The following is an 11884-nucleotide window of genomic DNA, read 5'->3' on the forward strand; positions in this document are numbered from 1 at the left end:
AGTTCTTCCCGCTGCCGGCCGGAGGCGCCCGCAAACGGTACTTCTAGCGGACAACAGCGGGAGTTAAGGCTCTGGTGCTGCGGAATCGGGGGAATCGGTCCGTTCTTCCCGGCCGGGCCGTATGCTGAAGGAACGGCCGCGGCGCAGCGCCGCCGTCGAGCATTTCGTGTCCGCAAGGGGGGGGGCCATGGAAGCAACTGAGCCACTGGACCGCCGGAACGCGGTCTGCGTGATCGGGGCGGGGCCGGCAGGACTGGCCGTGGCCCGGGCGCTCTCCGTCCGGGGGTTGGACTACGACCAGCTGGAACGGCACAGCGCCGTCGGCGGCATCTGGGATCCGGAGAACCCGGGCTCACCGATGTACGCCACGGCGCATTTCATCTCCAGCCGCACGCTCTCCGGCTTCGCGGGCTATCCCATGCCGGCGGACTACCCGGATTACCCCTCGCATCGCCAGGTTTTGGCCTACCTGCGGGGCTTCGCGGACCACTACCGGCTGACGGAACGGATCTCGTTCTCCACGGAGGTCACCGCGGTGGAGAAGAACGACGACGGCGCGTGGCTGGTTTCGCTGGAGGACGGCACCCGGCGGCTTTATCGGCAGGTGGTGGCTTGCCCGGGCGCACAGTGGCACCCGGTGCAGCCCGGGCTGCCCGGCTACACCGGGGAAGTGCGGCACAGCGTGAGCTACCGGGACCCGGACGAGTTCCGTGGCCGGCGTGTGCTGGTGGTCGGCGCCGGCAACTCCGGCTGTGACATCGCCACCGATGCGGCCCGTAACGCCGACGCTGCGGCCATCAGCCTGCGGCGCGGCTACTGGTTCATCCCGAAGCACATTTTCGGCAAACCGGCCGACGTCTTTGCCGAGGACGGCCCGCAGTTGCCGCTGCGGCTTCAGCAGGCCGCCTTCGACGGCCTGCTGAAAGTGATGACCGGCGACCTGACGAGGCTGGGACTGCAGCGGCCGGATCACAAGATTTTCGAGACCCATCCGATCGTGAACTCAACGCTGCTGCACCACCTGCAGCACGGAGACATCACCGCCAGGCCCGGCATCGCCTCCGCCGAGGGAACCACGGTGACCTTCACCGACGGGAGCTCCGGGGACTACGACCTGGTGCTGATGGCCACCGGCTACCTGCAGCGTGTGCCGTTTGCCCAGGAGTACTTCGGCGACCCGCAGCACCCGGATTTATACCTGAACACGTTCAGCCGGCAGCACCCGGGCCTGATGGCGGTCGGCTTCACCGAGACCAACTCCGGCGCCTACCCGCTGTTCGACCTGCAGGCCCACCTGCTGGCTGCCTATCTGGCCGCGCTGCAAAACGATCCGGACACGGCTGCCGGGTTCAGCGGCCAAATCCAGTGGGACCGTCCGGACCTGACCGGCGGGATCAACTTCGTGGACAGCCCGCGGCACAAGGGCTACGTGGACAGCCACACCTTCCGGAAATACCTAAGGCACGTGCTGGACGACTACGGCTGGGACGTGGTGACGGAACCTGTCCTTGAATACCTGCGGGTGGGTGCGAGCGGCTAGGCGCGGCCGCTTCCGCTATCCGGACGACCACGGCATGGCCCGCTACCGGCGCGGGCTGGAAAAGCGCGGAACGCGACGACGGCGGGCGGCTGGTGTTGCAGCGGTAGGGTGCGGAGCCCCGCCGGTCCCGCCGTCGATCAGATCAGCGGGAGCAGGTCCGCAACGGAATCGATGGTCTGGTTGGGCCGGAAGGGAAAGCGTGCCACGTCGTCGGGCTGGGTGATGCCGGTGTAAACCAGCACGGTGTGCAGACCGGCCTCCATGCCAGCGACGATGTCCGTGTCCATCCGGTCGCCGATCATCGCCGTGGTCTCGGAGTGCGCGTCGATCTGGTTCATGGCCGAGCGGAACATCATGGGATTCGGCTTGCCCACGATGTACGGATTACGGTTCGTGGCCTTGCTGATCAGTGCCGCGATCGCGCCGGTGGCCGGCAGCACGCCCTCCGTGGACGGGCCGGTGGGATCCGGGTTGGTGGCAATGAAGCGCGAGCCGTCCACAATGAGCCGGATCGCCTTGGTGATCGCCTCGAAGGAGTAGGTCCGTGTCTCGCCCAGCACCACGTACTGCGGGTTCCGATCAGTCAGGATGAAACCCGCTTCGTGCAGCGCCGTGGTCAGCCCGGCTTCACCGATGACGTACGCGCGCCCATATCCCTCGGTCGCCGGCTTCTGGTTCCGTAGGAATTGGGCGGTGGCCAGCGCCGACGTCCAGATGTTCTCTTCCGGCACCTCCAACCCGGCCTGGTGCAGCCGCGCGGCCATGTCCCGGGGTGTGTAGATGGAGTTGTTGGTCAGCACCAGGAAGCGCTTGGACGTGTCCACCCAGCGCTGGATCAGTTCGGCCGCGCCCGGGATGGCGGTGCTCTCGTGCACCAGCACGCCGTCCATGTCCGTGAGCCAGCACTCGATATCCGCCGGAGTCCGGATCTTCTGCTGGTGCATGGTGCCCTTTCATGGCGCTGGGAGGACGTCCGGCGGCGTCACTGGCGGCACCGTGCATCCGGCCCCAGTCTGTCACCTAGGCTTGTGGGGTGGAAGAAACAGCAGGTGAAACCGGGGCCAGTCAGCCGTTGACGGACGGCCCCGACCCCGGGTTGGACCGCCGAGAAGCCGCCCCCAGAGGACCCGAACCCGCCCTCGCGGAGGCGGGCGTCGGCGTCGGGCCTTGGGAAGGGCCGCTGCCGGAGGGCGACCATTGGGACCCGCAGTTGCTCGCCGACGGCGACCGCCGCAACGTGACGGACCAGTACCGCTACTGGAAGCACGAGGCGATCGTCGCGGACCTGGACACCCGCCGCCACAACTTCCACGTGGCCATCGAGAACTGGCAGCATGACCTGAACATCGGCTCCGTAGTGCGGTGCGCCAACGCCTTCCTGGCCAAGGAAGTTCACATCATTGGACGACGTCGGTGGAACCGGCGAGGGGCCATGGTCACCGACCGCTACCAGCATGTCCGGCACCATCCCACGGTGGAGGATTTCGTGGCATGGGCCCAAGGCGAGGGTCTGCGGATCATCGGGATCGACAACTTCCCGGACTCGGTGCCGCTGGAGACCTACGACCTGCCGGAGAACGCCGTGCTGGTCTTCGGGCAGGAAGGTCCGGGGCTGACGCCGGAGGTCCACACCGCCGCCGACGCCACGCTGTCCATCGCGCAGTTCGGGTCCACCCGGTCAATTAACGCCTCCGCCGCGGCGGCCATCGCCATGCACGCCTGGATCCGCCGCCACGTTTTCGCCCAGCCGGTTTAGCGCCCCGCGGGTTGGGGGCGCGGGCCACCGTACGGGGCACGTGTGGCGCCAACTAGCGGTTGTCCGGGCGCGTCAGGGTCCTTTTGGGCGGATAGCACAGAGACTGAGCGGGTTGCCGGGCGTCCGCTGCCACAACTGTCCACGTTCAGCAGGAATTGTCCACCTTTTGGCTGTCCACAGGCTGCTGACCTGCGGCGACGTCCGCGGCCTCCTCAAAACGTGGACACTTTGGCACCAGACGGCTGTGATGGCGGGCGTGCGGACGGGGCGGCAACCTGCTGGGCGGCGGCGGCCGGACTCGGAGCGCACCGACACCGACCGCGCGGGCGGCGTGGTCAGCCGATCAGGTCCAGCAAACCTCCGGCGCCGACCGCCTTGGCCCCCAGGCTTTCGACCCGTTCGCGCAGCCCGAGGTCCGAGGTTGCCACGGTCACCGGGGCGTCGGGGTCCGTGCCGAAGGCCTTCTCCACCTGGGCCACGATCTCGTCGTCGCCCGACCCCGCTGCGTGCGCCACTTCCAACTGCACACGACGGCGCCGGTCGGACAGCGCGTGCGTGGCCTCGCCGTCGTGCCCATCCGAACCTGCAGGGGCGGCCTGCTTGGCGGCTCCTTCCAGCACGACGACGGTGCGCGGCCACACCGTCCCGGCGGGAACCTTCAGCAGGTCGGCCGGAAGGCCGGGCTCCAGCGCAGCCCGCAGGGATTGCAGCAGCCGCCGCGCGGCCCCGGGGCGGTCCTTCCACCAGCCGTCCGGCCGGGCGCCGACCACGTTGGCCGCGTCAACCACAAGCACCGGCGGGTGCTCCAGCAGCCTGCGGAGCCGGGGCCACGCCTCGCCGAAGTGCGGGTGCAGCGGGAGTTGGTCCACCTCGTCCAGCGGAATCCAGGCCAGCGCCAGGCTCTCGGCGTCGGTGATTTCGGGCTCGAACGGGCGAACGGTCCTGGCGGCCGCGGTTGTGTAGGTCCAGAAGCCAAGATCGAGCACCGAGGTGAACAGCGGCGCCAGGGCGTCGACCGGGACGTCGGCTTCTTCGTTCGCTTCGCGCAGGGCGGCATCCACGGCCGGCTCGTTCTGATGCCTCGCCCCGCCGGGGATTCCCCACGTGCCGCCGAAGTGGCTCCACTGGGCCCGATGCTGGAGCAGGATGCCGCGCTCGCGGTCCACCGCCAGCAGTCCGGCCGAGCCGAAGCGGCCCCACATCCGGGTCCCGTCCGGTCCCTCCACCCAGGCGTCGCCAGGATCGCGCGGACCGTGAAACGGAGGCGGGGTTTCTGTCATAACCCCAGCTTGCCACGGTCGACGGCACTGGTGGAGAGCGGTGAACGGAAGTGCCGGCGGGCGAGGCGGCGCCCCTTGGGGGGCGCGGTGCAGCCGAGGTGGGGAGACGAAAGGCCCGGCCTACCGGGGGCCGCCGGCAAGGCGAGGCAGCCGGCAAACCGGGCTTCACAGTCAGCGCAGCAACTGCCGCCCGGACCCGAGTCGATAGGATGGGCTCAGAGGCAACGCCTTCGAATCCGTATCGCTAGCCAAGGAGTCAGCATGCCCGTTGCAACCCCTGAGATCTACGCCGACATGATTGACCGCGCCAAGGCAGGCGGCTTCGCCTACCCGGCCATCAACGTGACCTCCTCGCAGACCCTCAACGCTGCCTTGCAGGGCTTTGCGGACGCCGGCTCCGACGGCATCATCCAGGTCTCCACCGGCGGCGCCGCCTACTGGTCCGGCGCCGGGGTCAAGGACATGGTCGCCGGTTCGCTGGGCTTCGCCGCCTTCGCCCGGGAAGTGGCCAAGAAGTATCCGGTCAACGTGGCCCTGCACACCGACCACTGCCCGAAGGACAAGCTGGACGGCTTCGTGCTGCCGCTGCTGGCCGAGTCCGAGGCAGCGGTAAAGCGCGGCGAGGACCCCATCTTCCAGTCGCACATGTGGGACGGCTCGGCCGAGACGCTGGAAGAGAACCTGAAGATTGCCGAGGATCTGCTGGCCCGCACCGCAGCGGCCAAGATCATCCTGGAAGTGGAGATCGGCACGGTCGGCGGCGAGGAAGACGGCGTCGAAAACGAAATCAACGAAAAGCTCTACACCACGGTCGACGACGGCCTGAAGACCATCGAGGCGCTGGGTGCGGGGGAGAAGGGCCGCTACATGACCGCGCTGACCTTCGGCAACGTGCACGGGGTGTACAAGCCGGGCGGCGTGAAGCTGCGTCCCGAACTGCTCCAGCAGATCCAGGCAGAGGTCGGCGCCAGAATCGGCCAGACCAACCCGTTCGACTTGGTGTTCCACGGCGGCTCCGGCTCCTCCGAGCAGGAGATCGCCGATGCCGTGTCCTATGGCGTGATCAAGATGAACGTGGACACGGACACCCAGTACGCCTTCACCCGCCCGGTGGCCGGCCACATGTTCACCAATTACGACGGCGTCCTGAAGGTCGACGGCGAGGTCGGCAACAAGAAGGCCTACGACCCCAGGGTCTGGGGTGCCGCCGCTGAGAAGTCGATGGCCGCCCGGGTAGTGGAAGCCGCACAGCGACTTGGCTCAGCCGGCAAGGCGGTGAAGTGATGACCGAGTCCTTCCGCACCAACCTGCTGGGCCCGGAGCCGACCTACCTGCCGGAAGAAACCGACGTCCTCGCCCGGCTGGACGCCGGCGACGAAGCTTTGGACCTGGCCGCGAAGTTCCCCACCTCTTCCCTGGTCTGGGCCATCCTGGCCGATGAGGCCTATTCGGAAGGCCGCACCGTGGAGTCCTACGCCTACGCCCGCGTGGGCTACCACCGCGGCTTGGACGCCCTGCGCCGGTCGGGCTGGCGCGGTGCCGGACCGATCCCCTGGCAGCACGAACCCAACCGTGGCTTCCTGCGCGCACTGTACGCGTTGGGGCGCGCCGCCGGTGCCATCGGCGAGACGGAAGAAGTGGACCGGATCGGCAAGTTCCTTGCTGACTCGGACCCGGAAGCCAAGGCGGCCATCGAAGGCGCCTGACAGGTACATCCATTGGGTCAAAAACGGGAGCTGGCCGCACGGCAGCTCCCGTTTTCCACCCAGGCGGTAGTCGCCCCTCGATCAAGCTCGCAGCAGGAGTTTCCATGCGTCGTCCGGGTTCGCGCCACCCTGTCCAGAGCCCCCGGAGGCTGTGTCCGGCGTCCTCAGCGGCCTGTCCGGCACTTTCCTGCCGGTCAGTTGTTGGGCATGATGCACATATGGGAGCAGACATTCGCGGCACGGCCGCTGGATCGACGGACGGGGCTGGCTTGTGAGCGGGTCCGAGAGCATCAACCAATATCTGGACAGGCTGGGATCCAACCAGCCCACGCCCGGCGCCGGCGCGGTTGGCGCGATCCACGCTGCGCAGGCTGCAGCGCTGATCGGAATGGTGACACGGTTTACCGAGCGAAGCGCAGCTAAAGACAACAACGGCGGTGCTTCCGCTGGCGGGGCGCGTGGCAACGGCGGTGCCTCCGATGGCAGGGCGCATGGCAACGGCGGTGCCAACGACGGCGGTGCCTCCAGCGCGAAGGACAACGACGGCGCTGCCTCCGGCTCCGGGTCGGACCCGGACCTCACATCCATCCTTGCCGAGGCCGGCGAGCTGACCCGGGCTGCAGTGGACGCCGCGGTGTCCGACGAGGAGAAGTTCCGCAGGGTTGTGGACTGCTACAAACTTCCGACCGAATCGGACGACGAGCGCAGTAGGCGCAGCGCGGCCATTCGGGAAGCGCTCGTGGAGGCCACGCTCCCGGCGAGGGCTCAACTGGACTTGGCCTCCGCCGTCGTGCGCCTCGGTTCAGAGCTGGTGGAGGTGTGCAATCCGAACGTCCTGAGCGACATCGCAGTGGCTGCCGAAGCGGCGCGCGCAGCCGCGGCTACGGCACGGATCACCGTTGAGGCCAATCTGGTATCGATTCGGGAGGACTCCATCCAGGAGTCGCTGACAGAACACACGCACAAGGCCGACGATGTGGTGCGCCGTGCCGAGGAACTGTCCGCGTCGGTCCGGCGCCGCGTCCTCAACTGACGGACCGTGGCCCGGCGCGGCCGCCGCGTCCTCAGGTGACGGACGGCGGGCCAGCCAGCGGCTACGAACCCTTGGTGCTGGCAATCTGAATGAGGTTGCCGCAGGTGTCGTCGAACACGGCCGTGACCACCGGCCCCATGTCGGCCGGCTCCTGCACAAACTGGACTCCCAGGGCGGTCAGTCGTTCGTGCTCGGCGTGCACGTCGTCAACGCCGAAGCTGTTGAACGGGATGCCGTCGGCGACCAGGGCTTCCTTGAACGGAGTTACCGCCGGATGGTTGGACGGTTCCAGCAGCAGTTCGACGCCGTCGGGGGCCGAGGGGGACACGACGGTCAGCCATCGGTCGGCGCCGACGGGAACATCGTTTTTGAGCTGGAACCCCAGCTTGCCGGTATAAAACTCCAGGGCCTTCTGCTGGTCGTCCACAAAAATGCTGGCGGTGGTGATGATCATGGGTTGTCCTTTGCATGCTGCGGGAGATGGGCTAGCCATTCCCTCGCGGGGGTGAGCGGTTCGGTGTCCAGATGATGGAGGGTGGTGCGTCCACGGCTGCTGACGGTGACCAGGCCGGCCTCGCGCAGGATGGCGAGGTGTTTGGTGACCGCCTGGCGCGTGATGGCGAGATGGTGATTGCTGATCAGGCACACGGTCAGCTGGAAGAGCGACTGGTCGTTGTGTGCGGCCAGCTCCTCCAGCAAAATCCGCCGCGTGGGATGACTTAGGGCTTGGAACACCGTGTCCACCTGCACATAATAGGCAACCGGCAGGTTGCCAATCAAGGCCCAAGCCGGGCCGCCCCTGCTTGGCGGCGTGGTCTTTTGTGGCAGCAGCCGGGCGGGCATGATGCAGGTATGGGTGCGAACACGGCGTTCACCGCCTCCGAGCAGGTCTATGTGCCGCCGGCGCGGGCGTGGGCGCTGTTGACCGATTGGGCCGCCGCCCCCGCCTGGATGCCCGGCGTGAACGAGATGCACGCCGAAGGACCGCTGACCGTCGGTCAGTCCATCGGCTTCCGTACCCAGGGCCACGAGCGCAGCAGCACGGTCACCGAACTCGACGTCGGCCGCAGCATCACCATTACGTCGTCGGCGGGGGATGTGCGGGCGGGCTACCGCTACGAGTTGGACGGCGACGGCGGCGCTACCCGCCTGACGCTAACCGTCGACGTGGAGGTCAGCGACGAGCTGGCCGGCATGGCAGACCAGATCAGGAGGGCGGTCGCGGAGGCCGATTCCGGCCAACTGGCCAGCTTCAAACGCTTCGCCGAAGCCGCGCCCTGATCCCGGCCACGCTAGTGTCCCAGCCGCGCTGACCCCGGCCGAGCTTCCGCCAGGGCCGCAGGCAGACCCCGGCCAAAGCTTCCGCCTCAGCCGCGCAGTGTCCACTGTTGCGGTCCACCCGGCCTCCGGCTCAGTAGAATCGACTGCTGGGACCGCTGAAAGGACTGCGTTGGCCAAGCTCTACTTCCGCTACGGGGCGATGAACTCCGGCAAATCGACCGGACTGCTCCAGGTGGCGTTCAATTATGAGGAGCGCGGGCAGCGTGTGCTGCTGGCCAAGCCGCAGATGGATACCAAGGGCGACACCAAGATCGTGTCCCGACTGGGCATGGCCAGGGATGTGGACTTCCTGATCCGCCCGGGGGAATCCGTCCGCGAACACTTCGGCCGGGTGGCCGCCGGCGAGGACCCGGAGGCACTGCTGGAGCATGTGGAGGTGCAGCCGGTGGCGTGCCTGCTGGTGGACGAGGCACAGTTCCTGGAGCCGGCACAGATCGACGACTTGTTTCGCATCGCGGTGCTGGACAGGGTGCCGGTGCTGGCCTACGGCATCCGCACCGACTTCCGCACCCAGGCCTTCCCCGGCGCCCGCCGGCTGCTGGAGATCGCCCACTCCCTCGAGGAGCTGAAAACCATCTGCCGCTGCGGGCGCAAGGCCGTGTTCAACACGCGCCGGGTGAACGGGGAGATTGTGTTCGACGGCGAACAGGTCGCCATCGACGGCGAGGACGTGTGGTACGAATCGCTCTGCGGGACCTGCTACCTGGAAGCGTCCGGCGGCGCGCTGTAAGTCCGACGGCGCCGGGGTCTGTCAAACCAGGGCTCGTGCGGGGGATGCCGGGCACGGCAGCCGGGGCATCCCCGGGGTCAGGGACCGGCCGGGCTGCCCAGGCGTTCAGCCAGCCCGAGGGCGTTGAACGGCGCGTGGACCTTGGCGTCGTTATCGAAGTACACGTAAACATCCCGGCCCCCGCCGTCCGGGCAGCCGGAGCCGTCCAGCCACCCGCGCGCGGCGGTGGCCAAGCGGTCCAGGTCCGTGTCCGGGTAGCCGCCAACATAGAGCTCGTCTTTGCCGTGCAGCCGGACGTAGATGAAGTCGGCGGTAATCTCATGCAGCATCGGCCACTTGCCCGCGCTGTCGGCCAGCACCAGGGCCGTGTTGTGCCTGCGCAGTTGGTCGTAGAACTCCGGGGTGATGAAGGTGGTGCTGCGGATCTCGACGGCGTGGCGCAATGCCCGGTCCGCCCCGTCGTCGGGAATCCAGGTCCGGTCCTTCATCAGGCCGCTGTGCTCCGCCGCCAAGGCTGCGGCCGAACCCGTGGTCCGGGGCAGCTGCACGAGAAACTTCTCCATCAGGTCCGCGTCGTAATGGGCGCGTTCAGGCAGTTGCCACAGGAAGGGGCCGAGTTTGTCGCCGAGCCCCAGCACGCCGCTGGCGTAGAAGTTCGCCAGGGCCTCCCGGACGTCCTTCAACCCTTTGAGGTGCGTGATGTAGCGGCCGCCCTTGACCGAGAACACGAAGCCCGACGGCGTTTCCGCGTGCCATTGCCGGAAGCTGGAGGGACGCTGCAGGGAGTAGAACGTGCCGTTGATCTCGACGGAATTCAGGTGGCTGGAGGCGTATTCCAGTTCGCGTCGCTGCGGCAGCCCCTTGGGATAGAAGGTGCCGCGCCAGCGAGGGTACCGCCAGCCGGAAATGCCGATTCGTGCCACTGTTTGAGAGACCGCCATGTTCGGCAGGCTACCCCGCGGCGACGGTGCGGGCCAGACCGCCCCGCGCCCCGCCGTCGTGCTTCAGTCCCGCGCGGGAACGGGGATGCCTTGCCTGGCCCAGGCCCTGGAATCGCCATTGAAGGAGACGGATTCCGGGCCGTCAGGGGCCATCGGCTAAACTTGGCGGGTAAGAGCCCCAAATGCTCCATCCGGAGTGTGGGGCGTTCTCATGCGCGGCAGCGGCTCCTTCTTGTGCGATCTGTCCGGGGCTTCCGCCGCATCGAATGGGGGAGGATCCCATGCCAGCAATTGTGATCGTCGGAGCCCAGTGGGGCGATGAAGGAAAAGGCAAGGCAACCGACCTGCTCGGCGGCCGCGTGGATTACGTGGTCAAGCCGAACGGCGGCAACAATGCCGGGCACACCGTCGTCGTCGGCGGGGAGAAGTACGAGCTGAAGCTGTTGCCGGCCGGCATTCTGTCCCCCAACGCCACTCCGATCATCGGCAACGGCTGCGTGGTCAACCTGGAGGCCCTCTTCGAGGAGATCGACGGGCTCGAAGCACGCGGAGCGGACACCTCGCGGCTCCGCATCTCCGCCAACGCGCACCTGGTGGCGCCGTTCCACCAGACCATGGACAAGGTGACCGAACGTTTCCTGGGCAAGCGGGCCATCGGCACCACCGGCCGCGGCATCGGCCCCGCCTACATGGACAAGGTGGCCCGGCTGGGCATCCGCGTCCAGGACGTGTTCGACGAATCGATCCTGCGGCAGAAGGTCGAAGGCTCCCTCCGGCAGAAGAACGAACTGCTGGTCAAGGTGTACAACCGCAGGGACGTGCACGTCGAGGAGGTCGTGGAGTACTTCCTGTCCTTCGCCGAGCGGCTGCGCCCCATGGTCATCGACTCCACTTACGTGCTGAACCAGGCGCTGGACGAGGGCAAGGTCGTGCTGATGGAGGGCGGCCAGGCCACGTTCCTGGACGTGGACCACGGCACCTACCCGTTCGTGACCTCCTCCAACCCGACGGCCGGCGGCGCGTCCGTCGGCTCGGGCATCGGTCCCACCCGGATCAACCGTGCCGTGGGCATCATCAAGGCGTACACCACGCGCGTGGGCGCCGGCCCGTTCCCCACCGAACTGTTCGACGACATGGGCGAGTACCTGCAGAAGAAGGGCGGCGAGTTCGGTGTGAACACCGGCCGGCCGCGGCGCTGCGGCTGGTACGACGCCGTGCTGGCCCGCCACGCATCCCGGGTCAACGGTTTCACCGACTACTTCGTGACCAAGCTGGACGTGCTCACCGGGATCGAGCAGATCCCGGTCTGCGTGGCCTACGACGTGGACGGCGTCCGGCACGACGAAATGCCGATGACGCAGACCGAGTTCCACCACGCCAAGCCGATCTTCGAATACTTCGACGGCTGGACCGAGGACATCACCACCGCCAGGACCCTGGACGACCTGCCGGAGAACGCGCGCAACTACGTGCTGGCGCTCGAAAAGCTTTCCGGCACCCGGTTCTCCGCCATCGGTGTGGGCCCGGACCGCGACCAGACCATTGTGATCCGGGACC

General features: G+C 67.6%; 13 protein-coding genes. 8 read left to right on the forward strand and 5 right to left on the reverse strand.

What is annotated here, in order from left to right:
* Nucleotides 1-187 precede the first annotated feature (187 nt).
* The gene (locus AC5RWT_RS28795) at nucleotides 188-1540 is read left to right on the forward strand and encodes a flavin-containing monooxygenase (RefSeq protein ID WP_494083177.1); all 1353 of its coding nucleotides are present in this window, start codon (nucleotides 188-190) and stop codon (nucleotides 1538-1540) included.
* Nucleotides 1541-1677: 137 nt separating this feature from the next.
* Here the strand turns inward: AC5RWT_RS28795 and AC5RWT_RS28800 are convergent, their stop codons facing one another.
* Entirely contained in the window at nucleotides 1678-2484 is an 807-nt protein-coding gene (locus tag AC5RWT_RS28800; RefSeq protein ID WP_494083178.1) for an HAD-IIA family hydrolase, read from the reverse strand.
* A 152-nt stretch (nucleotides 2485-2636) separates the two neighbouring features.
* Here AC5RWT_RS28800 and AC5RWT_RS28805 point away from each other — a divergent pair, with 152 nt between their 5' ends.
* The gene (locus AC5RWT_RS28805; RefSeq protein WP_494083189.1) at nucleotides 2637-3296 is read left to right on the forward strand and encodes a TrmH family RNA methyltransferase; all 660 of its coding nucleotides are present in this window, start codon (nucleotides 2637-2639) and stop codon (nucleotides 3294-3296) included.
* Nucleotides 3297-3631: 335 nt separating this feature from the next.
* Here the strand turns inward: AC5RWT_RS28805 and AC5RWT_RS28810 are convergent, their stop codons facing one another.
* Nucleotides 3632-4576, reverse strand: coding sequence for an NUDIX domain-containing protein (locus AC5RWT_RS28810; RefSeq protein ID WP_494083179.1), 945 nt, complete (start codon nucleotides 4574-4576; stop codon nucleotides 3632-3634).
* 261 nt (nucleotides 4577-4837) lie between these two features.
* Between AC5RWT_RS28810 and fbaA the strand changes: the two genes are divergently transcribed.
* From fbaA to AC5RWT_RS28825, 3 genes are all read left to right on the forward strand, one after another.
* A complete protein-coding gene (gene fbaA / locus AC5RWT_RS28815; RefSeq protein WP_494083180.1) occupies nucleotides 4838-5860 on the forward strand; it encodes a class II fructose-bisphosphate aldolase in 1023 nt (340 codons plus the stop codon).
* Complete coding sequence (locus tag AC5RWT_RS28820; protein ID WP_494083181.1) at nucleotides 5860-6282, forward strand: DUF3151 domain-containing protein; 423 nt, start codon at nucleotides 5860-5862, stop codon at nucleotides 6280-6282. The genes fbaA and AC5RWT_RS28820 overlap by 1 nt, the downstream gene beginning before the upstream one ends.
* Before the next feature lie 271 nt (nucleotides 6283-6553).
* Nucleotides 6554-7315 (forward strand): cyclodeaminase/cyclohydrolase family protein, encoded by a 762-nt coding sequence (locus AC5RWT_RS28825; protein WP_494083182.1) that lies wholly within the window; start codon nucleotides 6554-6556, stop codon nucleotides 7313-7315.
* Between the two features lie 61 nt (nucleotides 7316-7376).
* On the opposite strand, the gene AC5RWT_RS28830 is transcribed toward AC5RWT_RS28825, so the two are convergent.
* Both AC5RWT_RS28830 and AC5RWT_RS28835 read right to left on the reverse strand, forming a co-directional pair.
* Nucleotides 7377-7769 (reverse strand): VOC family protein, encoded by a 393-nt coding sequence (locus AC5RWT_RS28830; protein WP_494083183.1) that lies wholly within the window; start codon nucleotides 7767-7769, stop codon nucleotides 7377-7379.
* Nucleotides 7766-8158: an ArsR/SmtB family transcription factor gene (locus AC5RWT_RS28835; RefSeq protein ID WP_494083184.1), complete on the reverse strand. Its 393-nt coding sequence runs from the start codon at nucleotides 8156-8158 to the stop codon at nucleotides 7766-7768. Before AC5RWT_RS28835 ends, AC5RWT_RS28830 begins: the two co-directional genes overlap by 4 nt.
* A gap of 9 nt (nucleotides 8159-8167) precedes the next feature.
* On the opposite strand from AC5RWT_RS28835, the gene AC5RWT_RS28840 reads away from it, so the two are divergent.
* Nucleotides 8168-8596 (forward strand): SRPBCC family protein, encoded by a 429-nt coding sequence (locus AC5RWT_RS28840; RefSeq protein WP_494083185.1) that lies wholly within the window; start codon nucleotides 8168-8170, stop codon nucleotides 8594-8596.
* A 169-nt stretch (nucleotides 8597-8765) separates the two neighbouring features.
* A complete protein-coding gene (locus tag AC5RWT_RS28845; protein ID WP_494083186.1) occupies nucleotides 8766-9386 on the forward strand; it encodes a thymidine kinase in 621 nt (206 codons plus the stop codon).
* A gap of 77 nt (nucleotides 9387-9463) precedes the next feature.
* Here AC5RWT_RS28845 and AC5RWT_RS28850 read toward each other — a convergent pair whose 3' ends face one another.
* Nucleotides 9464-10327 (reverse strand): DUF72 domain-containing protein, encoded by an 864-nt coding sequence (locus AC5RWT_RS28850; protein ID WP_494083187.1) that lies wholly within the window; start codon nucleotides 10325-10327, stop codon nucleotides 9464-9466.
* A 281-nt stretch (nucleotides 10328-10608) separates the two neighbouring features.
* On the opposite strand from AC5RWT_RS28850, the gene AC5RWT_RS28855 reads away from it, so the two are divergent.
* Nucleotides 10609-11884 (forward strand): adenylosuccinate synthase (locus AC5RWT_RS28855; RefSeq protein WP_494083188.1); only part of this gene is annotated, 1276 nt, incomplete at its 3' end.

The sequence above is a fragment of the Arthrobacter sp. Dra40 genome, from assembly GCF_059091905.1.

Bases quoted from the DNA above. Each gene is read 5' to 3' on its own strand.
- AC5RWT_RS28795 (WP_494083177.1), top strand. From the start codon at position 188: ATGGAAGCAACTGAGCCACTGGACCGCCGGAACGCGGTCTGCGTGATC.
- AC5RWT_RS28800 (WP_494083178.1), bottom strand. From the start codon at position 2,484: ATGCACCAGCAGAAGATCCGGACTCCGGCGGATATCGAGTGCTGGCTC.
- AC5RWT_RS28810 (WP_494083179.1), bottom strand. From the start codon at position 4,576: ATGACAGAAACCCCGCCTCCGTTTCACGGTCCGCGCGATCCTGGCGAC.
- fbaA (WP_494083180.1), top strand. From the start codon at position 4,838: ATGCCCGTTGCAACCCCTGAGATCTACGCCGACATGATTGACCGCGCC.
- AC5RWT_RS28820 (WP_494083181.1), top strand. From the start codon at position 5,860: ATGACCGAGTCCTTCCGCACCAACCTGCTGGGCCCGGAGCCGACCTAC.
- AC5RWT_RS28830 (WP_494083183.1), bottom strand. From the start codon at position 7,769: ATGATCATCACCACCGCCAGCATTTTTGTGGACGACCAGCAGAAGGCC.
- AC5RWT_RS28835 (WP_494083184.1), bottom strand. From the start codon at position 8,158: ATGCCCGCCCGGCTGCTGCCACAAAAGACCACGCCGCCAAGCAGGGGC.
- AC5RWT_RS28840 (WP_494083185.1), top strand. From the start codon at position 8,168: ATGGGTGCGAACACGGCGTTCACCGCCTCCGAGCAGGTCTATGTGCCG.
- AC5RWT_RS28850 (WP_494083187.1), bottom strand. From the start codon at position 10,327: ATGGCGGTCTCTCAAACAGTGGCACGAATCGGCATTTCCGGCTGGCGG.